Origin of the sequence: uncultured Actinomyces sp., assembly GCA_900541895.1 — a bacterium.
Taxonomy (GTDB): Bacteria; Actinomycetota; Actinomycetes; order Actinomycetales; family Actinomycetaceae; genus Pauljensenia.
The window spans coordinates 79,230-102,864 of record UWSI01000001.1 but is presented as its reverse complement, the minus strand read 5'-3'; the positions used below and the strand labels follow the sequence as shown (position 1 = coordinate 102,864).

At 56.1% G+C, this 23,635-nt stretch carries 14 protein-coding genes and 2 tRNA genes; 12 read left to right on the top strand and 4 right to left on the bottom strand.

Features of this window, described 5'->3' with window-relative positions; translation table 11 throughout:
• Positions 1-103 precede the first annotated feature (103 nt).
• Positions 104-179: transfer RNA gene (locus tag QZR18_RS00520), tRNA-Thr, on the top strand.
• A gap of 1,798 nt (positions 180-1,977) precedes the next feature.
• Positions 1,978-2,214, top strand: coding sequence for a hypothetical protein (locus QZR18_RS00515; protein WP_178706779.1), 237 nt, complete (start codon positions 1,978-1,980; stop codon positions 2,212-2,214).
• Between the two features lie 113 nt (positions 2,215-2,327).
• On the opposite strand, the gene QZR18_RS00510 is transcribed toward QZR18_RS00515, so the two are convergent.
• Together QZR18_RS00510 and QZR18_RS00505 are read right to left on the bottom strand one after the other, a co-directional pair.
• Positions 2,328-3,023 carry a DUF3800 domain-containing protein gene (locus QZR18_RS00510; RefSeq protein ID WP_178706776.1) on the bottom strand — a complete coding sequence of 232 codons (696 nt, stop codon included), beginning with the start codon at positions 3,021-3,023 and terminating at the stop codon, positions 2,328-2,330.
• A 160-nt stretch (positions 3,024-3,183) separates the two neighbouring features.
• Positions 3,184-3,387 carry a hypothetical protein gene (locus QZR18_RS00505; protein ID WP_178706773.1) on the bottom strand — a complete coding sequence of 68 codons (204 nt, stop codon included), beginning with the start codon at positions 3,385-3,387 and terminating at the stop codon, positions 3,184-3,186.
• 430 nt (positions 3,388-3,817) lie between these two features.
• Between QZR18_RS00505 and QZR18_RS00500 the strand changes: the two genes are divergently transcribed.
• Positions 3,818-7,177, top strand: a complete 3,360-nt coding sequence (locus QZR18_RS00500; protein WP_295909997.1) for an RICIN domain-containing protein — start codon at positions 3,818-3,820, stop codon at positions 7,175-7,177.
• A gap of 88 nt (positions 7,178-7,265) precedes the next feature.
• Here the strand turns inward: QZR18_RS00500 and QZR18_RS00495 are convergent, their stop codons facing one another.
• Positions 7,266-7,952, bottom strand: a complete 687-nt coding sequence (locus QZR18_RS00495) for a uracil-DNA glycosylase (RefSeq protein ID WP_295909996.1) — start codon at positions 7,950-7,952, stop codon at positions 7,266-7,268.
• 121 nt (positions 7,953-8,073) lie between these two features.
• On the opposite strand from QZR18_RS00495, the gene QZR18_RS00490 reads away from it, so the two are divergent.
• The 4 genes from QZR18_RS00490 to rpoC all read left to right on the top strand — a co-directional run bounded on the left by QZR18_RS00490 (position 8,074) and on the right by rpoC (position 16,443).
• Positions 8,074-8,652, top strand: a complete 579-nt coding sequence (locus QZR18_RS00490) for a LytR C-terminal domain-containing protein (protein WP_178706765.1) — start codon at positions 8,074-8,076, stop codon at positions 8,650-8,652.
• Positions 8,653-8,718: 66 nt separating this feature from the next.
• Positions 8,719-8,792, top strand: a tRNA-Ile gene (locus QZR18_RS00485).
• A 250-nt stretch (positions 8,793-9,042) separates the two neighbouring features.
• Complete coding sequence (gene rpoB / locus QZR18_RS00480) at positions 9,043-12,528, top strand: DNA-directed RNA polymerase subunit beta (protein WP_178706763.1); 3,486 nt, start codon at positions 9,043-9,045, stop codon at positions 12,526-12,528.
• Positions 12,529-12,543: 15 nt separating this feature from the next.
• Positions 12,544-16,443, top strand: coding sequence for a DNA-directed RNA polymerase subunit beta' (gene rpoC / locus QZR18_RS00475; RefSeq protein ID WP_178706820.1), 3,900 nt, complete (start codon positions 12,544-12,546; stop codon positions 16,441-16,443).
• Between the two features lie 257 nt (positions 16,444-16,700).
• Here the strand turns inward: rpoC and QZR18_RS00470 are convergent, their stop codons facing one another.
• Positions 16,701-17,864: a hypothetical protein gene (locus QZR18_RS00470; protein WP_178706760.1), complete on the bottom strand. Its 1,164-nt coding sequence runs from the start codon at positions 17,862-17,864 to the stop codon at positions 16,701-16,703.
• Positions 17,865-18,467: 603 nt separating this feature from the next.
• On the opposite strand from QZR18_RS00470, the gene rpsL reads away from it, so the two are divergent.
• The 5 genes from rpsL to rpsJ all read left to right on the top strand — a co-directional run bounded on the left by rpsL (position 18,468) and on the right by rpsJ (position 23,627).
• Positions 18,468-18,842 carry a 30S ribosomal protein S12 gene (gene rpsL, locus QZR18_RS00465; protein WP_009408771.1) on the top strand — a complete coding sequence of 125 codons (375 nt, stop codon included), beginning with the start codon at positions 18,468-18,470 and terminating at the stop codon, positions 18,840-18,842.
• On the top strand, positions 18,842-19,312 hold the full coding sequence (rpsG, locus tag QZR18_RS00460; RefSeq protein ID WP_009408772.1) for a 30S ribosomal protein S7: 471 nt from the start codon (positions 18,842-18,844) through the stop codon (positions 19,310-19,312). The genes rpsL and rpsG overlap by 1 nt, the downstream gene beginning before the upstream one ends.
• 82 nt (positions 19,313-19,394) lie before the next feature.
• Positions 19,395-21,518 (top strand): elongation factor G, encoded by a 2,124-nt coding sequence (gene fusA / locus QZR18_RS00455; protein WP_178706757.1) that lies wholly within the window; start codon positions 19,395-19,397, stop codon positions 21,516-21,518.
• Positions 21,519-21,680: 162 nt separating this feature from the next.
• On the top strand, positions 21,681-22,871 hold the full coding sequence (gene tuf, locus QZR18_RS00450) for an elongation factor Tu (protein WP_178706754.1): 1,191 nt from the start codon (positions 21,681-21,683) through the stop codon (positions 22,869-22,871).
• 447 nt (positions 22,872-23,318) lie between these two features.
• The gene (rpsJ, locus tag QZR18_RS00445) at positions 23,319-23,627 is read left to right on the top strand and encodes a 30S ribosomal protein S10 (RefSeq protein ID WP_009408775.1); all 309 of its coding nucleotides are present in this window, start codon (positions 23,319-23,321) and stop codon (positions 23,625-23,627) included.
• The last annotated feature ends 8 nt before the right edge of the window (positions 23,628-23,635 follow it).

Genomic DNA, 23,635 nt, shown 5'->3' with positions numbered 1-23,635 from the left:
CCGTGATGTGCAGCCTGTTTTGAGGGCCTAACAGTAGCGTGTGAGCCACATTGCGATTTTTAATTCGTCTTTGCGCCCTCAGTCATGGCACACTATGTGGGTTGCCACCTTAGCTCAGTTGGTAGAGCACCCGCCTTGTAAGCGGACGGTCGTCGGTTCGAGTCCGACAGGTGGCTCCATTTTTATCCGGAATCCCGACTTCTGGTTTTCCCTGTGTTTTCAAGCTTTTAAAACATTTTTGAATCTCATAGATTTAGGTTGTCGAAGCAATAAATACTCCGTCAGCTCGGTAAGCTCACAACTGTCCATCCAGCCTACGCTAAGGTGCGCCTAGTTGACAGGAGAGAGATGGATGGACTCATCTCATTTGGTCTAGACTCTTAACGTTTGTTGCCGCATCCTGCTTGGCTGGTCTAGCGCGAGCGATGCGAACTGACAAGTTGCCTCCGAATATGTGGGCGGGAATCAGGGCGAAGGCGGCATCAGAGTCGGAGTCGTCCTGGTATCAGGTTCAACGAGCAGGTTTAGTCCCACTCATTTGCTTAGCGGTTGCTTATGTAGATTCAAGTTTACTCTTCATTATTCAAGGAATCTATCGCGAGATCATTTCTCCGCTCATTCCGGTAGGTGTGTTTAGCGCGCAAAGTCTCGTCGGAATTATATGGATATACATGGCGAGCTGTAACTCTGATCCATCGCAAAAGCCGGAGTAGAAGCAGTGAGGTCTCCGAAAGAATTAAGGAAATAATGAATTCGGTCATCGTATCTGCATCTCGCAATCAATTGTTGGATTTGCGGAAGGCAGTACTTAATACGTGGGAGAGTTAAAGAGAGGTTTGAAGAATGTCCTGCAGATTTTCTTACTAAGAAGTGCGACCCCCGATCTTCAACAGTATGAAAGTTTGGTCAGAGCATTGAGTGATGCTCCGAAAGGTTTGCGATGCCTGAAGCGTGATTATGCAATCAACATGCGATTGAAAGATATTGATATCACGTCAGCTGGTGCGCCGGAGCCTAGTCCTCAAGTCTCGATTCCCATCCCTTTGTCGGTGTAAATCTCCTAGCTGTAAAGAATGCAGTCAGGATGATCCGTAACCCGCGTTCTGTTGAGACTCACTGAGATAAATTTATCGACCGATGATTTTCATCGAGTATGGATTCCTCTTGGAAATATCCGAAATGCGTGGGATGTCGCAACAGGAATGGGATTTACATCCGTCTTGGTGGAGGCCTGTAACGGCAAGAAAAATAAAATATCGCCTGAGTTATAGTATGTGGTCGACTATTTGGGTGGGGAGGCATCGATTATCGACGAATTGAGGAATCGTAGCGACTTACCTCCACAGCATGTGGATGGCACAAGGTATACGGTCTTAAGATCGCCTATCGGCAGGTTTGGGTGCAAGTCATTAGCTGTCAAGGGTAGAGCGCTGCTAAACGTTGGGATTCGATTGAGACCCGTGGACCGAAACCAGTGGAAAACGTCGCCCGGGCAACCGCGCGGGATTTGTTGGCCCATGCCATTCACGCTGTGGAGGCCAAAGGGGTGGCCGGCAGGCATGCATGTTCACAACGAGCTCATCATCGAAGTCCCCAAGAATTCAGTGACGGTTGAGCAAGTTACGACGGCCATGTGGGAGGCGCCGCGATGAGCATCTGGAGTGCCGTTGGGATGTGGACGGTTACCGAGTTACTGCTACATGAAGATGTGAGACGCAACCATTCAATTAGCTACCGATTCGGTTCTCCTGCTAGACTATAGGTAGCTCATCAACCAGGTGTTGAAGGAGTATCTGGAGCCGTTCACTAAGTGAGCGGCTCTTGCTTTCGCCAGTATTCGTCGTGCTCACGCCTCAGCTTTCGCCTTCGGTGTTCGTATTCTACATAGTAGGCCGTGACGAGGAGAGCATAGCCATTGCACTCTTCAATAACGACAATGTAGTCAAATTCTGACCTCGTAATGACATAGCGGTCACGGTGCGCACGCTTTTGGTCGATCCACCAGCAGATGTCAGTTTCGGCTGGGAAGTCGTTGTTGAACAATTCGATTATAATGCGGATCCAGCGGATCCTTCGGCATCGTTCGAAATCAATTTGGCGGTTTTCTTCAGTATTGCTGCCTCCAGAAATGACATGCCAAAACACTCGATGTCGGCCATCAACCTCGGGGTTTCTACGAAGACTTACGTGAGTATTTTTGTTTTTCCAACATAGGGGGCTTTTGATTAAGTCTTTCAAAAAGATTTGATAAATGTGGTCTATGTATTCGTCGCAAGAAGATGAATTTGGATCGTATTCAGATTCAATAGGGAAAGGCGGGCAAGATGTCATTCCTGTGCCTTCCAGTGAAAGAGGTTCATCTTCATTTCAGAAAGAAGGGTCGTGCAAGTCAGGCTTAAACCAGAACGCTCCCGAATCCTTTCAATAAGCCTCATTTTTGCAGGGTTTCCAACCTCGCCACGGTTCGCATAGTTAATTGCACCAATGATCAGATCAGCCAGCTGAAGCAATCCGACATGGTGGGACTCTACGATCTGCAAGCGTCGAATGTTACGTCGATCAAAGTCATACTCAGCGTTCGCTATGACGGTTCGAAGTTTGTCAATCTTCTGCTTACCGTTCGTATCCTTTTTGTCTAGGTATATGAACGCCTGTTCTTGTGGGGGAAGGACGTTGCGGAGAAGATAAAACATCATCTTGTAATACCAGTCATCATGAGTCTGGTTAAAACGACCATGATCAAGATTCTGTTTTGACGCAATTACCGCCCTAAAATTGAGGTCGTCGTCATCGAAAAAATAGTCAATAACATCTAGGTAGAAATCTACTTTCGCAGGAGAAACTTTAGTCCATTTGATCTCAAATTCACTTGGAATGTGGTGTTTGGCTCTTATCTTACGAAGTTGAACTGCCACTTCCCGTGAACGCTCAGTTGGACAGGTAATCGCACCTAAAACCATAAAAGGCTTCTGGTCGTTAGGCAGATGAGTGCTTTCGTCACAATAGATATTCAATGAAGACATATCTGCCTCCTTTCCTAGCCAATCCAATTTTTCATCCCAAGATTTTACCAGCAGTAGGTTGTTTTGGTCCGTTGGCATTCTCTTTCACCCGCACAGGCGTCAGTGGCAGGCTGATCGCAATGACTTCCTCCACTAGGTCACGGTTTTCGATATCGAGTACTCACCAGGGTTTCGTTCTTTGGGATGGTTCTTCCTTGGTGCTACCGACCAAAAGGTGCTGCATCTCAGAGTAGGCGTGCACGTACACCGTGTCACCACAGATCAACAGGATTGACTGGACAGCAATGTAGATGAAGTACTCGCTAAACATACGCCGCATCGTCACCTCCTTGAGGTCGTGGACTTGCTCGGTTTCGCTGCTCACTGCGTTGGCCCCCTCGTCCACGCGTGCCGCATGCGGAAGTATTTACCGCTCGAATAGCCTATCCGCGTGCGCGGTTAAGTCCTGTGGAGTGGTGTCATCGTATTGTTCGGCCAGGACAGCTCCCGTGAAGACGCCTGCCCTGACGTGATCGAGGTGATCACAGCCGACCGCCACACGGTTACACACTATGCAGGGCGCTACTGGTGTACCGATTGGATAGCGAGGTATCCATTTTTTATCCGGGAAACCGACCCCTGTTTTCCTGTGTTTTCAAGCTTTCAAAACATTTTTAAATCTCATAAATTTAGGTTGTCGCAGCAACAAATACTCCGCTCGCTCGGTAAACTCACAACTGTCCATCCAGCCTACGCAAAGGTGCGCCCCCCCCAATTCGCGCCTGAGCTTTTCACGACAGATGGGTTTACTTCTCATGCACCGTGTATATCCTTCGATGCGCCAGCGCACCCTCCGACGCATTTTCATTTCAACACTGTTGTCAACCGCGCTTGGAGTTGGAACCTCCGTACTTCCTGCACAGGCCGCTCCTACGGCTCCCTCCACTGAGGCAACACCAACGGCACCACATGCGACGCAGACGCCTTCAGTTCCCTCTGAAGCCTCGTCGGCTGCCACTCCTGAAGTCAGTGCTTCACCCTCACAAGAAGAAGGCACTGCGCCTTCCACCCAAAGCAGGCGCGTCGCTCGCTCAACTGCCGCCTCGGAAATCCTTCTTGAGCCGCAAAGGAACACCACCCAGGTGCGAGTGCGCCTCGGCGATGACGCCGCAGCCGATATCGCAGACACAATCGATACTGTTCACGTTCAGGCGACGATGAACTACCGCGGAAAAGTCACTCGCGAGATCGACAAGAAGATTCCCCTTGCGCAGGTGCAGGAGGGAAACTACTTTCTCGACTTTGGAACCTTCGGAAAATTCACTGTCGAACTTTCGACCGAGAAAAACGGTTCGCTTGTTCGACGATTCCCGAAGCAGACAGTTGGCGTAACTGCGGATAGCTACAATATTGCACCGGTCAGTGCGACACTTCCCGTCGCGATGTTCTCGCTGAACCTGTGGGGAGAAAACTCGGTTCGTAAAACGGGTCCCGTGATCGCGATGTTTGAGCGTCCCAACGCCTACGACTGGGGCGCCTTGCCCGGTCCAGCAGGTCCAGAGTATGGAGTCTACGCGCTTCCTTACCTGACCGAGCGTGAGAACGCGTTCCAGCCCGGTGGCTTTGACGAGGCCTCGCAGCAGTTCCGTAATTGCATCGATATCGTTGCCGACTATGTGCGCGACCTGCGTGAGTTGGATCCTTCTTCAGCATTCCATCTTTACTCGGTTGATATGTTCCCCAATATGGTCCAGAAGGTCATCTACGCGAACCGGATTCCTCAAGATCACTACACGATCAATCTCATCACTGATGGCGCGTATTCCTATGTGAAGTTTGCTGATCTCTATCAGGGATCAAATCCCAAGGGGACGCATGGTCGCTTGGTCCGTGAGTGGAAAGAAATGAAGGAACACGCCTATGCCAATGGGCGTGCTGATACGAAGGCATCCGATCAGGGGAGTACTGTTGACTATTTGTGGGCACTGGTTGATTCTGAGCCGAATGCGCACTGGTGGCTGGCTCGCCCGAAGCTTCTGAGTACTTCTGGAGATGGGAATGCCTTCGCGACCCAGGTTCAAAAGTCCCCTAAGGTTCGCGGAATTAATATCTCTCAACTGCTGAGTGCGAATATCAAGCCCTCGAAGGAAGCGACGGAGCAGTTTAAGGCTCTCTATAACTTCAACGATGGGTACTTCAGTGCCGCGGAACATGAGGGCAAGGATGTCCTTCTGCTTCTTGGAACGATTCATCCCAATGAGCAGGGCTTCGAGGACTACGCCCGCTTTACGAAGAGCTACTACGGGGATCGTTACGCCTACTACTACAAGGGGCACCCAGCGACGCCCACGGAAATGTCAATTCCCAAGCAAGAACAACTCAAGCGCCTAGGAATGGAAGATGTCGATGCCTCCATTGCGGCGGAATTGATTCTGTTCTTCAACCCGGGGATCGACATCGCAGGCTATCAGTCTTCAACTTTTGAGTCGACCCAGGCTGGGCGCTCGAAGGGAGTGTTTAACTACACCAAGGGTGAAGCCATGGCGAAGGCTGATTCCCCCTACCGTGACCTCGACTTCTGGATTGTCCCGATTGATCGGGCCTGGGACCAGCTCAAGCGCTTGTGCCCAGGTGGACACAGCTGCTATCAGGTGGAGTTCTCCGAGGAGATCACCGCGCGCGAAGGTTATACGCATGCGCTGTGGGATGCCACTGAATCGGTCATTGTCTACTACAAGAAGCAGGGGGATCGTTTCGAGAAACTCCGCAGTCAAGATGCGATTGGTGAAAAGTCCTCTGTAGAGCCGGGAGAGTACTTCATTAAGTCAGCACTCGCGGATCACCTGGTTCTGGACATTCCCGGCGCTAGCCGTGATGATGGTGCGAATGTCCAGCTGTGGGACGCTAATCGAAGCGATGCCCAGAAGTGGCGTGTTTCTTATGATTCGCAGGGCTTTGCGACCATCACCAATGTGGCCTCAGGTAAGGTGCTTGATGCCCAATGGGCGTCCTCGCGACCTGGGACAAACGTTGATCAGTGGAGTTCGAATGGCACGCTGGCCCAGAAGTGGCGCATCACTGCGGGCGATCAGGGCCGAGTGAAGATCGTCTCCGCTTTGGATTCCGCGATCGTTCTGGATGTTGCGGCGGCCAACGCCTCTGCAGGAGCGAATGTTGGCTTGTGGAATGCGAATGGCTCTGATGCTCAGGCATTTTCATTCATTCCGACGCAGCCCAAGGTTTCCTCTGCGGGGCAGGCAGATATCGTCCCCGGTTACTACGAGCTGGCAAGCGTCGTTGATGCCATGAAGGGAATTGATCTGAAGGATTTTGCGCTCAACAACGGAGCTCGACTTCAGCTGTGGGGCTCAAGCAAGACCGATAATCAGATCTGGAAAATTAGCCGTGAACCTGATGGCTTCTACCGATTGGTGAATACCTGGTCGAATAAGTCCTTGGATTCCACTGATGGCACTCCGATTCCCGGTACTGAGCTCCAACTGTGGGACACAGACACATCGAATATGAACCAGAAGTGGGTGATCTTCTCGGTGACGGGAGGGGCGTATATGCTCCGCAACGTCGGGACGGGTCTGGTTGTCAATCTCCGCTGGGGACAGGCGCGTGATGGTATGGCCATTGACGGTTACCTGCCTAATGGAACAACCGCTCAGCAGTGGCGTCTGAACCCGGTCCAAGGACCCCAAGAGATCCTGGACCAGTGGGCGAAGGAGTACCGCAACGAGGTTCCTGATGGTGAGTATCAGATCCGTCCAGTTGCTGCCCCGAATAATCGTGTCGAGGTCCAATGGGCATCTCGGGACGCGGGTGCTCGTGTGTGGTCTTACCAGTCCAATGGAAGTGCAGCGCAGAAGTGGCGTATCAGTCGCGATGACAAGGGCTACGTGACCTTGACCAACGTGGCTTCAGGGAAAGTCTTAGATGTCTTTGCGGCGTGGAAGAATTGGCCGGCTCGGGTGAATCAGCAGCCCTCGAACGCCTCCCTAGCTCAAAAGTGGGTCATCCAAGACAGGGGTGGCCATAAAGTTCTTATTTCGGCACTCTCACCCATGTTGGTCCTTGATCTTGAAGGTGGGCGTAGCCAGAACGAGACAACGGTTCACCTCTATCAGGACAATGGAAGTTCGGCCCAGCGCTTTGATTTCCTGAAGTAGCTTGTCGTTCAGCCAAAATATTGGGGGGGCGTTCGCGTCACTATGCGCGAGCGCCCCCCTATTTGTTGTACGTGCCCAGGCGACGAGCCTACGGCAATCTCCAGTCCACCGGCGCTGCTCCCTGCTGCTCAAGCATCGTGTTTGCGCGGCTAAATGGTCTCGAGCCAAAGAATCCGCGTCTGGCCGACAGGGGAGAGGGGTGCGCAGACTCGATGACTGGTGTGGATCCCAATTGCTCGCGTAGAGATTGCGCATCGCGCCCCCACAAAATTGCGACCAGGGGCAGTGGATTCCCGGATGCGTCCCTCCGGTTAACCAGAGCATCAATTGCGCAGGAAGTGACTTCCTCCCACCCCATCTTTCGATGCGAACCGGCTTGTCCGGCCCTAACTGTCAGCACCCTGTTGAGTAGGCACACACCCTGACGAGACCATGGCCGCAGATCACCACTGGTTGGCATGGGAATGCCAACGTCGGTGGTGAGCTCCTTGAAGATATTGCGCAACGAGGCCGGGAAAGGAATTCCGGGTGCGACCGAGAAACTTAGTCCAATGGCGTGTCCGGGAGTGGGGTAGGGATCCTGTCCCACAATGAGGACCTTCACCTGGTCAAGAGGATAGGTAAAGGCTTTCAAGACATCGCTACCGGCGGGAAGATAGCCGTGCCCGGCCTCGATCTCCCGACGCAACTGAGCTCCTAATTCATGGATTTTCCCCTCAACCGGTGCCAGTGCCCGCGCCCAAGAGGGATCGATAACCGTATCCAAAGATTCCACGCACCTACTGTAACCACAGGCGTGCCCAGCCACGGCCTCGACAGGGGGAAGCCTTCAGGGAAATCTAAGGCACGCGGGCAGGGACTATGCGGGGGCGGGGGTATTTCGCTACTCTGAAGCCGTGACTTCACAGTATCCAAAGGACGAATTTGACCGCGCCGGCGAAGACATGCCCCAGGGTATGCACCTTCAGCAGCCCTCGCGATGGAAGAGCGTGTGGCCCTTCCTTGCGGTGCTGGTGATCGTTCCCGCTGCCGCGTGGGGGATCAGCCACATCCTGACCTCGGGCGGTGCTCAGCAGAAGACGACCACAAGCGTCTCCACGACTGCTGCAACGACCCAGGCCCCCGCCGCCTCTGCGACTACCGAGGCCACTCAGACGCCTTCTGCAACCCCGACGACCAGTGAGACTCCCTCTCCTTCGCCGTCGATTCCCGTGCGCCACTCCGCAAAGATTTCCGTTCTGAACGGAACCGGAACAAAGGGCCTGGCAGCACAGAAGGTTTCCGCGCTTTCCTCCGCCGGATTTGATGGTGCCACTGCAGCGAACGCGCGCGGTTGGGATACCGAAGTGACGACCGTTTACTACGAGGATCCAAACCTCAAGGCCACTGCCGAAGAGGTCGCGAAGGTCCTTGGAATTAGCCGCGTGCAACAGACGCAGACCGGCGACCCGGATATCGTTGTCGTTCTGAAGTAACGTTTATTAGCCGCTGAGTAAGGTTCGTGTTGCGCTGAAGGTGAGAGTTCGCGTTACACTTTCAGAGCCCCAATAGCTCAGTCGGTCAGAGCAGCGGACTCATAATCCGTGGGTCGTCGGTTCAAGCCCGACTTGGGGCACGGACCACGTTCTGTGAAGAGCTTCAATGGCTGAAGTTGGACTGAGCGTCAGCTGAACGTGAGGTTGGACATATTCTTGTCCGTACATTGCACCGCTATATTCGTGTGCCTAAAATGAGTGTTTGCGCTTTATTGTGCCCGAGGTGGCCCGTATCCATTCGCTGTAATAGGCGCTGGGCGGATGTGGACGGTGCCAGTTAATGGGTCGAAAAGCGTGTGCGCGCAATGAGAACGCAGGGAAGGACCCCCGTTGGCTGCAAGTACCAACACTGCCAACCAGCCCAAGAACCGCATTTCTTTCGCTAAGCTCCGTGAGCCTCTGCAGGCACCGAATCTGCTCGGCCTGCAGACCGAAAGCTTTGACTGGTTGCTGGGAAACGATGCATGGAAAGCACGCGTAGATGCCGCAAAGGCTGCTGGACGCGTAGATGTTCCGGATGTCTCCGGTCTTGAAGAAATCTTCCAAGAGATCTCGCCGATTGAAGACGTGGCTCGCACCATGTCTCTGTCATTCCGCGATCACCGCTTGGAACGACCGAAGTACTCCGTTGAAGAAGCGAAGGCTAAGGATTACACCTACTCGGCACCCATGTATGTGACCGCCGAGTTCATGAACTACAACACGGGTGAAATTAAGTCTCAGACCGTGTTCATGGGCGATTTCCCGCTCATGACCCCCCGCGGCACCTTCATTATCAATGGCACCGAGCGTGTCGTTGTTTCTCAGCTGGTCCGTTCGCCCGGTGTCTACTTCGAACGTACCTCGGATCGTGGTTCGGACAAGGAAATCTTCAACGCGAAGATCATCCCCAGCCGCGGTGCATGGCTGGAGTTTGAGATCGATAAGCGCGACGCTGTTGGCGTGCGTATCGACCGTAAGCGTAAGCAGTCGGTGACCCACTTCCTCAAGGCAATTGGCCTGACGGAAGGTGAGATTCGCGAGCAGTTCGCCGCATACCCGATTCTTCTTGAGACTCTTGAGAAGGACACCGCGCGTACCCGCGAAGAGGCACTGACCGATATCTACCGCAAGCTGCGCCCGGGTGAGCCCGCAAACGTCGAGGCCGCTGAAGCGCTCCTGCACAACTTCTACTTCGATCCCAAGCGTTACGACCTGGCAAAGGTTGGCCGCTACAAGATCAACAAGAAGCTTGGTGTTGATTCTCCCGAAGGTACCTCTGAACTGGTGCTCTCGATCAACGACATCGTTGCAACGGTGAAGTACCTGCTTGCTCTGCACGCGGGTGAGAAGACCTTCGCAGGTGTTCGCCACGGCGAGCCCGTCGAGGTCCGCGTTGAGTCCGACGACATTGACCACTTTGGTAACCGTCGTATTCGCGCCGTTGGTGAGCTGATCCAGGCTCAGGTTCGCACCGGTCTTGCACGTATGGAGCGCACCGTCCGCGAACGTATGACCACTCAGGAAACGGACTCTATTACTCCGCAATCCCTGATCAACATTCGTCCCGTTGTTGCGGCAATCAAGGAGTTCTTCGGAACCTCTCAGCTGTCGCAGTTCATGGACCAGAACAACCCGCTGGCCGGTCTGACGCACAAGCGCCGTTTGTCGGCACTGGGTCCCGGTGGTCTGTCTCGTGATCGCGCCTCCATGGAGGTTCGTGACGTTCACCCCTCGCACTACGGCCGTATGTGCCCGATTGAAACCCCTGAAGGCCCGAACATTGGTCTGATCGGTTCGCTGGCAACCTTTGCCCGCATTAACCCCTTCGGTTTCATCGAGACCCCCTACCGCATCGTTCGCAACGGACAGGTGACCGACGAAGTCAAGTACCTGACCGCTGACGATGAAAAGGGACACTTCATCGCTCAGGCTTCTTCGCCTGTCGATGACGAGGGACACTTCATCGATGAGCAGGTTCTGTGCCGTGTTGCAGGTGAGGATCCGACGCTGATCGCCCGTGATCGCGTGGATTACATGGACGTTTCCGCACGCCAGATGGTGTCTGTGGCAACCGCGTTCATTCCCTTCCTCGAGCACGACGACGCAAACCGAGCCCTCATGGGTGCGAACATGCAGCGTCAGGCTGTTCCCTTGCTCACCACGGAAGCACCGCTGGTGGGTACCGGTATGGAACAGCGTGCCGCACATGACTCCGGTGAAATGGTCATCGCTCAGCACTCCGGTGTTGTCACCGAAGTTTCCGCCGACCTGGTCGTCGTGACCACGGACGAAGGCGGACGCGACACCTACCGCCTCGAAAAGTTCGAGCGCTCGAACCCCGGCAACTGCACCAACCAGCGCGTCATCGTTGATGAAGGCCAGCGCGTGGAGGTCGGCGATGTCCTCGCTGACGGCCCCGCTACCGACAACGGTGAAGTTGCACTGGGTAAGAACCTGCTGGTTGCTTACATGTCGTGGGAAGGCCTCAACTACGAGGACGCCGTTATCCTGAGCCGTCGCGTTGTCGAAGACGATGTTCTGACCTCGATTCACATCGAAGAATATGAAGTCGACGCCCGCGAAACCAAGCTCGGTGAAGAAGAGATCACCCGCGATATTCCTAACGTTTCGGAAGAGTCGCTGTCTGATCTTGACGAGCGCGGCATCATTCGTATTGGCGCCGAGGTCACCGCTGGCGACATCCTCGTCGGTAAGGTCACCCCGAAGGGTGAAACCGAGCTGACCTCCGAAGAGCGCCTGCTGCGCGCAATCTTCGGTGAGAAGGCCCGCGAGGTTCGCGATACTTCGCTGCGTGTTCCCCATGGTGAAGAGGGCATCGTTATTGGCGTTCGTGAATTCAACGACGACGAAGATGATCTCAACCCCGGCGTTCGTCAGACCGTTCGCGTCTACGTTGCGCAGCGCCGCAAGATCACCATTGGTGACAAGATGGCAGGCCGTCACGGTAACAAGGGCGTCGTTTCCAAGATCCTCCCGGTCGAAGACATGCCCTTCCTCGAGGACGGAACCCCGGTTGATATCATCCTCAACCCGCTGGGTGTCCCCGGCCGTATGAACGTCGGTCAGGTCCTTGAGTTCCACCTCGGCTGGCTTGCCCACCAGGGTTGGGACGCCTCGGCAGCTGTCAAGGCTGGCGAAGAGTGGACCAAGCACCTGCCTAAGGACGGCATTACCGTTGCCCCCGAGACCCCCGTTGCGACCCCGGTCTTCGACGGCCTCGAGGCCGAAGAGCTCGCAGGTCTGCTGCGCAACGTCAACCCCAACCGCGATGGTGACGTCCTCACCAACGCCGAGGGTAAGGCGCGTCTCTTCGACGGTCGTTCCGGCGAACCCTTCCCGTACCCGATCGCAGTGGGCTACGCCTACATGCTCAAGCTGCACCACCTGGTTGACGACAAGATTCACGCTCGCTCGACCGGTCCGTACTCGATGATTACGCAGCAGCCCCTGGGTGGTAAGGCTCAATTCGGTGGCCAGCGCTTCGGCGAAATGGAAGTGTGGGCCCTGGAGGCGTACGGCGCTGCCTACGCACTGCAGGAACTGCTCACCATCAAGTCCGATGACACCACCGGACGTGTCAAGGTTTACGAGGCAATTGTTAAGGGCGAGGACATCCCCGAACCTGGCATCCCCGAATCCTTCCGTGTTCTGATCCAGGAAATGCGTTCGCTGTGCCTGAACGTCGAAGCTCTCGACGCAGCCGGCAACGTGATTGACCTGCGTGAAGAAGATGACGACTTCAATGCGCGTGAGGAACTGGGCATCACTCTTGATGCGCGTCCGAACGCCGCGGCGACCATCGATGCGATCTGATAAGGAGCAATGACTTTGCTGGACGCCAAGACGTTCGACAGTTTGAAGATCACTCTGGCCACGGGCGAGGATATCGCCTCGTGGAGCCACGGTGAAGTAAAGAAGCCGGAGACCATCAACTACCGTACGCTCAAGCCCGAGCGTGACGGCCTGTTCGGTGAGCAGATCTTCGGCCCCACCCGCGACTGGGAATGCGCGTGTGGTAAGTACAAGCGCGTGCGCTACAAGGGCATCATCTGCGAAAAGTGTGGTGTTGAGGTGACGCGCTCCAAGGTGCGTCGTGAGCGTATGGGTCACATTGACCTTGCCGCCCCCGTCACCCACATCTGGTACTTCAAGGGTGTTCCCTCGCGCCTGGGCTACGTGCTGGATCTGGCTCCGAAGGACCTGGAAAAGGTCATTTACTTCGCTGCCTACATGATCACCGAGGTCGACGAAAAGGGCCGTGACGAAGATCTGATGGATCTGCGTTCTGAGCTCGAGGTCGAAAAGACCCACCTCGAGAACCAGCGCGATGCTGCGATCAACGAATTTGCAGAGCGCCTGGAAGCAGAGATCGCTGAACTCGAAGCAGGCGATGCATCCGCAACCGAGATCGAGCGCCGCCGCAAGGCAGGCGAACGCGATATGGCCAAGATCCGTCGTCGTTACGAGGGCGATATCGAAGGCCTGGAGACGGTGTGGGAGCGCTTCAAGTCCCTCAAGGTCGGTGACCTCGAAGGTGATGAGCGCCTCTACCGTGCGATGGTTGCCCGCTATGGCACCTACTTCAAGGGTGACATGGGTGCATCCGCCATCCAAAAGCGCCTGCAGACCTTCGATCTGGAGAGCGAAGTTGAACAGCTTCGTGCAACCATTCAGAACGAAAATGGCCCGCGTAAGACACGTGCCATCAAGCGTTTGAAGGTTATCAACGCCTTCGTTGCGACCGGCAACAAGCCCGAGTCCATGGTTCTGACGAAGATTCCGGTTATTCCGCCGGACCTGCGCCCCATGGTTCAGCTTGATGGTGGCCGTTTCGCGACCTCTGACCTGAACGACCTGTACCGTCGCGTGATCAACCGCAACACCCGACTCAAGCGTCTGCTTGAGCTGGGCGCGCCTGAGATCATCGTCAACAACGAGAAGCGCATGCTTCAGGAATCCGTTGACGCTCTCTTCGATAACGGACGTCGCGGCCGCCCCGTTGCAGGCCCCGGTAACCGTCCGCTCAAGTCGATCTCTGACATGCTCAAGGGTAAGCAGGGTCGTTTCCGTCAGAACCTTCTGGGTAAGCGCGTCGACTACTCGGGTCGTTCCGTTATCGTCGTCGGCCCGCAGCTGAAGCTCCACCAGTGTGGTCTGCCCAAGCAGATGGCTCTGGAACTCTTCAAGCCCTTCGTCATGAAGCGCCTGGTTGAGAAGAACTTCGCCCAGAATGTGAAGGCTGCAAAGCGCAAGGTTGAACGCCAGCGCCCCGAGGTGTGGGACGTCCTCGACGACGTGATCCGCGAGCACCCCGTGCTGCTCAACCGTGCACCTACGCTGCACCGCCTGGGTATTCAGGCATTTGAGCCCCAGCTCATTGAAGGTAAGGCAATCCAGCTGCACCCGCTGGCTTGTGGCGCCTTCAACGCAGACTTCGACGGCGACCAGATGGCAGTTCACCTGCCCCTTGGTGCAGAGGCACAGGCCGAGGCCCGTATCCTCATGCTGTCGACCAACAACATTCTGAAGCCCTCTGATGGACGCCCCGTTGCCATGCCTTCACAGGACATGATCATCGGTCTGTTCCACCTGACTTCGGATCCCGATCCGTCGCTTCCGGTTGCTCGTGATGAGAACGGCGAGGAAATCATCCCCGTCTACTCTACGGTCGCCGAAGCACGCATGGCCTTCGACAACGGTGATCTTCACCTGAACCAGCGCGCACGTATCCGCTTCGCGGGTATTGTTCCGCCGCTGGATTGGGAAGCACCCGAGGGCTGGAGCGAAGGCGACGACATCATTCTGGAAACTTCGCTGGGCCGCGCGATCTTCAACGAGCAGCTCCCTGTCGACTACCCCTTCGTCAACGAAGTTGTCGGCAAGAAGCAGCTGGGCCAGATCGTTAACACCCTGACCGAGCGTTACCCGAATGTTCTGGTCGCTGACTGCTTGGATGCACTCAAGTCCGCTGGTTTCCACTGGTCGACATGGTCGGGCATCACCATTGCCTTCTCGGATATTCAGGCATCGCCGAACAAGCGTGCAATCCTTGCTCGTTACGAGGCCAAGGCCGCTGAGATCCAGGATCAGTTCGAGACCGGTATCATCCTTGAGGAAACCCGCTACGAAGAGCTGGTTGACCTGTGGCTGAAGTGCACCGAAGAGGTCGCAGAAGATATGCGCGATCACTTCACCGCACGTAACACCGTGTACCGAATGGTTTCATCCGGTGCTCGTGGTAACTGGTCGCAGGTTCAGCAGCTGGCTGGTATGCGTGGTCTGGTGTCTGACCCGAAGCAGAAGCTCATCGAGCAGCCCATTAAGGCGAACTACCGCGAGGGCCTGACGGTTCTCGAGTACTTCATCGCTACCCACGGTGCTCGTAAGGGTCTGGCTGATACCGCACTTCGTACCGCGGAGTCTGGCTACCTGACCCGTCGTCTTGTCGACGTCTCACAGGACGTCATCGTCCGAGAGGCCGACTGTGGCACTCGTCAGGGCGTGCGCATCAAGATCGCGCAGAAGAACTCTGCGGGTGAATGGGAAGCTATGGACACCATCGAGACCACTGCTTACGCACGTACTCTGGCCCGCGATGCGGTTGCGGAAGACGGTACTGTTGTTGCCCACGCCGGCGATGACCTCGGCGATGCACAGCTCGCTGAGCTGGTTGCAGCCGGAGTTGAGGAAGTTGTCTGCCGCTCCGTCCTGACCTGTGAGTCTCAGGTTGGTACCTGTGCGACCTGCTACGGTCGTTCACTGGCCACTGGCAAGCAGGTGGATATCGGCGAGGCCGTCGGTATTATCGCCGCCCAGTCGATTGGTGAACCCGGTACTCAGCTGACGATGCGTACCTTCCACACCGGTGGGGCGGCCTCGGCAGCCGACATTACCCAGGGTCTGCCGCGTGTTCAGGAGCTCTTCGAGGCGCGTAGCCCGAAGGTCGAAGCCAAGATGAACGAGGCCGCTGGTCGCGTTCACATTGACGATGAAGATCCTTCGGTACGTCGCATCGTCATCATCCGTGATGACGGTAAGGAAGATTCGGTCGTCGAGGTTTCTCGTCGCCAGAAGCTTCTGGTCGAAGAGGGCCAGCACATCGATGCCGGTACCGCACTGACCGAAGGTCAGCTGGATCCCAAGGAAGTTCTGCGCATCATGGGCCGCAACGTCGCTCAGAAGCAGCTTGTGGACGAGGTTCAGAAGGTCTACCGCGATCAGGGCGTTGGTATCCACTCCAAGCACATCGAGGTTATTGTCCGCCAGATGCTCCGCAAGGTCACCATCCTGGAGCCCGGCGACACCTCCTTCATGCCCGGCGAACTTGTCGACCGCATGGCCTACTTGGCACAGAACCGCAAGGTTGCTGCTGAAGGTGGCCAGCCTGCATCCGGTCGTCAGATGCTCATGGGCATCACGAAGGCCTCGCTGGCAACCGACTCCTGGTTGTCCGCAGCGTCCTTCCAGGAGACCACGAAGGTTCTGACCGAGGCCGCCATGAACGGCAAGTCGGATCAGCTTCTTGGCCTCAAGGAGAACGTCATTCTCGGTAAACTCATCCCGGCAGGTACCGGCCTGTCCCGTTACAACAACGTCACGGTTGAGCCCACCCCCGAGGCAATGGCGAACTCGAACTACTCCGAGCTCGATTTCCAAGATGGCCAGGTGTCCGCGGACTTCCTGGATGCCCTTGGAGCGATCGACTTCGGAATGACCTTCAAGGAGTAATCCTGTTGGAGTTAATCCGGTGAGCATCGGACAGCTTCAGCCTTGACGGGCGTTAGGTTCTGACGGTCATGTGGCTTTGTGGTCATATGGTTCTGATCGCTGTAACGCTCTAGAGGTCGTAAGGCCCGGTCTGCTTGTGCAGACCGGGCCTTCACTATTACCACTAGGCAACCAGTGTCCGTCGCCTATCGCCGGTCGTATTCCGTCCTCTGCCGTCCCGCTCCGTCCTCTCCTGGTTTAGCTCACTGGTTCCGGGCCTATTGCTGTTCTAAGGCCGCAGGTGAGTGAGCTAAAACAGGAATGCGTGAGCCAAACCCGGGGTCCGGTTGGTCAACGGCGCCTACAAATCCGGTTGAGCGATGCCTATTTGTGTGGATGCGACGTTTTGGTCCGTCGCATTCGGCGCTGGGAATAGACCATATTCGTGCGCATTCCGAGCTCGGCGGAAGACGTTTCACCCCCAAATTTGATGCAATGGCACGACGTAAAGCTGGAAAGTCTTCAAGGTCTGCCCATGAAACTCTGAAGATTTTCCATCCGAGATTAATGAGATCCTGCTGGCGACGCATCCATGCGTGTTCTGCGGATAATCCGTCTGAACGTGGAAGAGAAAGTTTGCTCACTCCGTCTGTCTCGATGACCAACTGGAGAGCGGGAATAACAATGTCGCCGAAATAGCGACCATATCTGCCGTAAATCTCAAATTGTGTTACAACTTCACCGGAATAAAGAGTGCGAACTACCCAAAGAACCGCGGCCTCGAAAATGTTATCGCAGCCACCGTCGGCAAAAGCGAGAATCGAATGCGCTATCGCATAATTCCGGTGCGATAGTTGATCGTCTAAAACGGCGAATAGTCTTTCTCTTGCTATCTCAACGCGAGTTCTAGATATTTCCAGCGCAAAATGCGAAAAGTCTGAAAGCGAATGTAACGCCATGCACGCGGCTACAAAGGCCTCAAGAGGTTCTTCCTTGAGTGCAATTCGAACTACTGCGCTTTCAACAGACTCAACAGCGAGGCCGTCGGGAAGCCGCACCACCGTGTGGGGTTTGTGAGAACGAAGAGTAATCGCACACGGAGGAACGCACATATTCTGAAACTTCACACTGGCGAAGGGGATAGTTCGTCTACCCCCGTCTTCGCACCAATACTCAACATTCGGATTCGTCACCCATGTATGGATTGAATGAAGAAGCAGGGCGGATCTTCCGGTAAATATGCGTTCGCTCCGGGCGAGCGCAGCTGATGCGAATACGCGGGAGAGTGCAACGGCCTGCCACAAATCCCAGAGAGGAACTTTGTCTGACGAATGAAAACGCGCGTAGTAGCCGCGTCGAATTCGACAGACTGCTGAATCTTCGCGTAAATGACGGAATGTATTATGTCGAGTTTGAATGTTCTCAATGGTGACGGTACTCATTTCGTCAGTGTCTCTAAAGGAAAGGGCCTCGAAACCCAGAATCGTGTTGTTGTGGAAAACACCGATTCTTGGGTATTCCTGTGGAAAGAGGGATAGAGCGGTGCGATGGGGAGGTTTCGCCCGGTGCTGGTTCTGTTCTAGAGCGGTGTGCTCCTGGTTTAGCTCACTAATTCCGGGCATATTGCTGTTCTAAGGCTGCAGGTGAGCGAGCTAAATCAGGAATGGGCGAGCTAAGACAGAAGTGGTCAGTCCCACAAGCAATGTGAACAATCTGCCTTTGACTCTGCGGCGTGAGACTGAGTATCCTTGAACGCGGTACCCGTGACTGTACGGGTTTCCTATGTCCACATTATGTGTGACAGTTCCCGAGCGGTTCTTCTCCGTGAGTTTATCGCGGCGACTATGAGCCACATGTGGAACGCGCGGGCTCCCTCCGTCGGAGCTCCGGGTGTCATTCTCTGACGCGGCTCAAGCCTCGTTATCATGGCACACCGGCCCCTGGCGGATCGCTGTGCGCGCTGGGGGATTCAAGCAGTCGCGGAAGACTGAGACATGGGTTTAAGGAAATCCTTAAACCGTAGACGGAATTGAACTGGAGAACCAGTGCCTACCATTCAGCAGCTCGTCCGCAAGGGCCGCAGCTCCAAGCGTGCGAAGGTGAAGACCCCCGCGCTTAAGGGCTCGCCCCAGCGTCGCGGCGTGTGCACCCGTGTGTACACCACAACCCCTAAGAAGCCGAACTCGGCTCTGCGTAAGGTCGCTCGTGTGCGCCTTTCGTCTGGCATCGAGGTCACCGCGTACATTCCCGGTGAAGGCCACAACCTGCAGGAACACTCGATCGTCCTCGTTCGTGGCGGTCGTGTGAAGGACCTCCCCGGCGTGCGTTACCGCATCGTCCGTGGCGCTCTCGACACCCAGGGTGTCCGTGGTCGCCAGCAGGCCCGTTCCCGTTACGGCGCAAAGAAGGAGAAGAAGTAATGCCTCGTAAAGGCCCCGCTCCCAAGCGCCCCCTGGTCGACGACCCGGTATACGGCTCAAAGATTGTGACCCAGCTCGTGAACCGCGTGCTCCTCGACGGTAAGAAGACCGTTGCAGAGCGCATTGTTTACGGCGCACTCGAAATGGTTCGTGAGCGCACCGAGCAGGAACCTGTTTCCGTGCTCAAGCGCGCACTGGACAACATTCGCCCGGCCCTTGAAGTTCGCTCCCGCCGTGTTGGTGGCGCGACCTACCAGGTCCCGGTTGAGGTTCGCCCCGCACGTGCGACCACCCTCGCACTGCGTTGGCTCGTGGACTTCTCGCGTCAGCGTCGTGAGAAGACCATGACCGAGCGTCTCGCCAACGAGATTCTCGATGCCTCCAACGGTCTTGGCGCCGCTGTCAAGCGTCGTGAAGACATGCACAAGATGGCTGAGTCGAACCGCGCGTTCGCTCACTACCGCTGGTGATCACCCCTCCCGCTTCGCGATGACCCCATCCGGAGCGGGCAGGATGTTTTAACACCCTCACTTCAAACGAAGGACTGATGTAGTGGCACACGAGGTGCTTACTGACCTCAATAAGGTTCGCAACATCGGCATCATGGCTCACATCGATGCCGGCAAGACCACCGTGACCGAACGTATTCTGTTCTACACGGGCATCAACTACAAGATTGGCGAGACGCACGATGGCGCCTCGACCACCGACTGGATGGAGCAGGAAAAGGAGCGTGGTATTACCATCACCTCCGCAGCCGTGACCTCCTTCTGGAACGGTAACCAAATCAACATCATCGACACCCCCGGTCACGTTGACTTCACGGTTGAGGTTGAGCGCTCGCTGCGCGTCCTTGACGGTGCAGTTGCCGTGTTCGACGGTAAGGAAGGTGTCGAGCCCCAGTCTGAGACCGTGTGGCGTCAGGCTGACAAGTACGACGTCCCCCGTATCTGCTTCATCAACAAGATGGACAAGATGGGCGCAGACTTCTACTTCTCGGTCCAGACCATTCGCGACCGTCTTCACGCAACCCCGATCGTCATGCACCTGCCCATCGGCGCAGAGAATGACTTCGAGGGAACCGTTGACCTGCTCACCATGGAGTCCGTGCGTTATCCCGCCAAGGACGAGAACGGCCAGCCCACGCTTGGCGCCCTCGTCGTTCGCGGCGAGATCCCCGCAGAGCTCAAGGAGAAGGCAGAAGAGTACCGCGAGGCGCTCATGGAAGCTGCAGCGGAAGGCTCTGACGAGCTGACCGAGGCCTACCTTGAGAACGGCGAACTGACCGTTGAGCAGATCAAGCAGGGCGTTCGTGCGCTGACCATCTCCGGTCGCGCATTCCCCGTCTTCTGCGGTACCGCACTGCGCAACATGGGTATTCAGCCCGTGCTCGATGCGGTTATCGACTACCTGCCCTCGCCGCTGGATATCCCCGCGGTTCGCGGCTTCAAGCCCGGACACGACGAAGAAGAGCGCAATGAGGTCCGCGAGGCCTCGGAGAAGGAACCCTTCGCAGCGCTGGCCTTCAAGATCGCAGCTCACCCCTTCTACGGCAAGCTGACCTTCATCCGTGTCTACTCCGGCAAGCTGGAAGCTGGCTCGCAGGTCCTCAACTCGACCAAGGGCAAGAAGGAGCGCATCGGCAAGATCTTCCAGATGCACTCCAACAAGGAAAACCCGGTCGAAGAGGCACATGCAGGCCACATCTACGCCGTTATCGGCCTCAAGGACACCACCACTGGCGATACGCTCTGCGCGATCGACAAGCCGGTTGTTCTCGAGTCCATGACCTTCCCCAAGCCCGTGATCCACGTGGCCGTTGAGCCCAAGTCGAAGGCTGACCAGGAGAAGATGGGCGTCGCCATCCAGAAGCTGGCTGAAGAAGACCCGACCTTCACGGTCGAGCTCGATCCCGAAACCGGCCAGACCGTCATCGGCGGTATGGGTGAGCTTCACCTCGACATCATCGTTGACCGTATGCGTCGCGAATTTAAGGTCGAGGCAAACGTTGGTAAGCCCATGGTTGCTTACCGCGAAACCATTCGTAAGAACGTCGAAAAGTTCGAGTACACGCACAAGAAGCAGACCGGTGGTTCCGGTCAGTTCGCGCGTGTCATCATCGCGCTTGAGCCCATCCCGGCCGGATCCGAAAAAGAGTACATCTTCGAGGACAAGGTCACAGGTGGACGCGTTCCTCGCGAATACATCCCCTCGGTTGATGCTGGTATTCAGGACGCCATGCAGAATGGTGTTCTTGCCGGTTACCCGATGGTTGATGTCAAGGCAACTCTGCTTGATGGTGCATACCACGAAGTTGACTCTTCGGAAATGGCCTTCAAGATCGCAGGTTCGATGGCATTCCGCGAGGCCGCAAAGAAGGCTTCACCGGTTCTGCTCGAGCCGATCATGGCCGTCGAGGTCCGTACGCCCGAAGAATACATGGGCGACGTCATCGGCGACCTGAACTCTCGTCGTGGTGCAGTCCAGTCCATGGATGAGCAGCACGGTGTGCGCGTGGTCCGCGCACAGGTTCCGCTGTCAGAAATGTTTGGTTACATTGGTGATCTGCGTTCCAAGACGCAGGGTCGCGCGGTGTACTCCATGCAGTTCGATAGCTACGCCGAGGTCCCGCGTAACGTCGCGGATGACATCATCGGAAAGTCTCGGGGCGAGTGAGTCCCACAGGGTTGGATGCGGCTCAGGAACAGCCAAAATTGTTCCTGAGCTGTGACCGACCTGACAAGAATCAATAAACCTGTAGGTCTCATGCCCCATTGGGTGTTATGCTGACACCTAGCCATAGGCTGAGAATTTCTACCCGAGTCCAGGAGGACACAAGTGGCGAAGGCCAAGTTCGAGCGCACCAAGCCGCACGTCAACATCGGTACCATCGGTCACGTTGACCACGGCAAGACCACGCTGACTGCAGCAATCACCAAGGTTCTGCACGACAAGTACCCGGATCTGAACGAGTTCACCCCCTTCGATCAGGTCGATAACGCTCCTGAAGAGCGCGATCGCGGTATTACCATTAACGTCTCTCACGTTGAGTACCAGACCGAGAAGCGTCACTACGCACACGTTGACGCCCCCGGCCACGCTGACTACGTGAAGAACATGATCACCGGTGCGGCACAGATGGATGGCGCCATCCTCGTTGTCGCCGCCACCGACGGCCCCATGGCCCAGACTCGCGAGCACGTTCTGCTCGCCCGTCAGGTCGGCGTGCCCACCATCCTCGTCGCCCTGAACAAGGCCGACATGGTTGATGACGAAGAAATGCTGGAGCTCGTTGAGGAAGAGGTCCGTGACCTCCTGTCCTCGCAGGGCTTCGACGGCGAGAACGCTCCCGTCATCAAGGTTTCGGCTCTGAAGGCCCTCGAGGGTGACCCCGAGTGGACCGCCAAGGTCGAAGAGCTCATGGACGCTGTGGACGACTACGTTCCCACCCCCGAGCGCGACATGGACAAGCCCTTCCTCATGCCGATCGAAGACGTCTTCACGATCACCGGTCGTGGCACCGTCGTTACCGGTCGTGTCGAGCGTGGCAAGCTGCCGATCAACTCCGAAGTTGAGATCCTCGGTATCCGCGAGCCCCAGAAGACCACCGTCACCGGCATCGAAATGTTCCACAAGTCGATGGACGAAGCATGGGCAGGCGAGAACTGTGGTCTGCTTCTCCGTGGCACCAAGCGCGACGAGGTTGAGCGTGGCCAGGTTGTGGCCGTCCCCGGCTCCATCACGCCTCACACCGAGTTCGAGGGCCAGGTCTACATCCTGAAGAAGGAAGAAGGCGGACGTCACAACCCGTTCTTCTCCAACTACCGTCCTCAGTTCTACTTCCGTACCACCGACGTGACCGGCGTCATCACCCTTCCCGAGGGCACCGACATGGTCATGCCTGGCGACACCACTGAGATCACCGTTCAGCTGATCCAGCCCATCGCCATGGAGCCCGGCCTCGGCTTCGCAATCCGTGAAGGTGGCCGCACCGTTGGTTCCGGTCGTGTGACCAAGATCCTGAAGTGACTTTGTTGATCGCCTAGCGATCGCTGAATCTTCAGTAGAGCAGGTCCGTTCTTTTGAACGGGCCTGCTCTTTTGTTATCGATTGTGGGGGAGTGGCGTATCTAAAGGTGACCGATCTGACTTTGCGACACGCCCGAGTGCGGTGTAGTGTAGGTATCCGGTGCGCAACGTACCTCCATTGGAGCAATGCATGCGCACGTCTTCTATGTCAGTGGATTCACACGGGTTTCCTTGGCCTCGAGCTTGAGGAAGCCTGCGTATTTCTGCCAAAATAGAAGGGTTGCCCCGCTAGAGGTGGGGCGGTTAGGCAGTGCAATCACTGCTTAATCGGGCAAAATGCCCAAGATCTTTGGACAAGACGCCGGTCCGCACTGGGCGCTCTCGCTAAGAGCGACACGCCCGGATACGGGTACCGGCGCCGAATCTGTACGAGAAGAGGTAAGACGGCATGGCGGGACAAAAGATCCGCATCCGGCTCAAGTCGTATGACCACGAGGTCATCGACAGCTCCGCGCGCAAGATCGTGGACACCGTGCAGCGAGCAGGTGCCACTGTCGTGGGCCCGGTGCCGCTGCCGACCGAAAAGAACGTGTTTGTCGTGATTCGGTCGCCCCATAAGTACAAGGACAGCCGCGAACAGTTTGAAATGCGTACGCATAAGCGGCTCATCGACATCATCGACCCGACTCCGAAGGCCGTCGATTCGCTCATGCGCCTCGATCTGCCCGCGGACGTCAACATCGAGATCAAGCTCTGAGGACATCT

Bases quoted from the DNA above. Each gene is read 5' to 3' on its own strand.
- QZR18_RS00500 (WP_295909997.1), top strand. From the start codon at position 3,818: ATGCACCGTGTATATCCTTCGATGCGCCAGCGCACCCTCCGACGCATT.
- rpsJ (WP_009408775.1), top strand. From the start codon at position 23,319: ATGGCGGGACAAAAGATCCGCATCCGGCTCAAGTCGTATGACCACGAG.
- QZR18_RS00470 (WP_178706760.1), bottom strand. From the start codon at position 17,864: ATGAGTACCGTCACCATTGAGAACATTCAAACTCGACATAATACATTC.
- QZR18_RS00510 (WP_178706776.1), bottom strand. From the start codon at position 3,023: ATGTCTTCATTGAATATCTATTGTGACGAAAGCACTCATCTGCCTAAC.
- rpsG (WP_009408772.1), top strand. From the start codon at position 18,842: ATGCCTCGTAAAGGCCCCGCTCCCAAGCGCCCCCTGGTCGACGACCCG.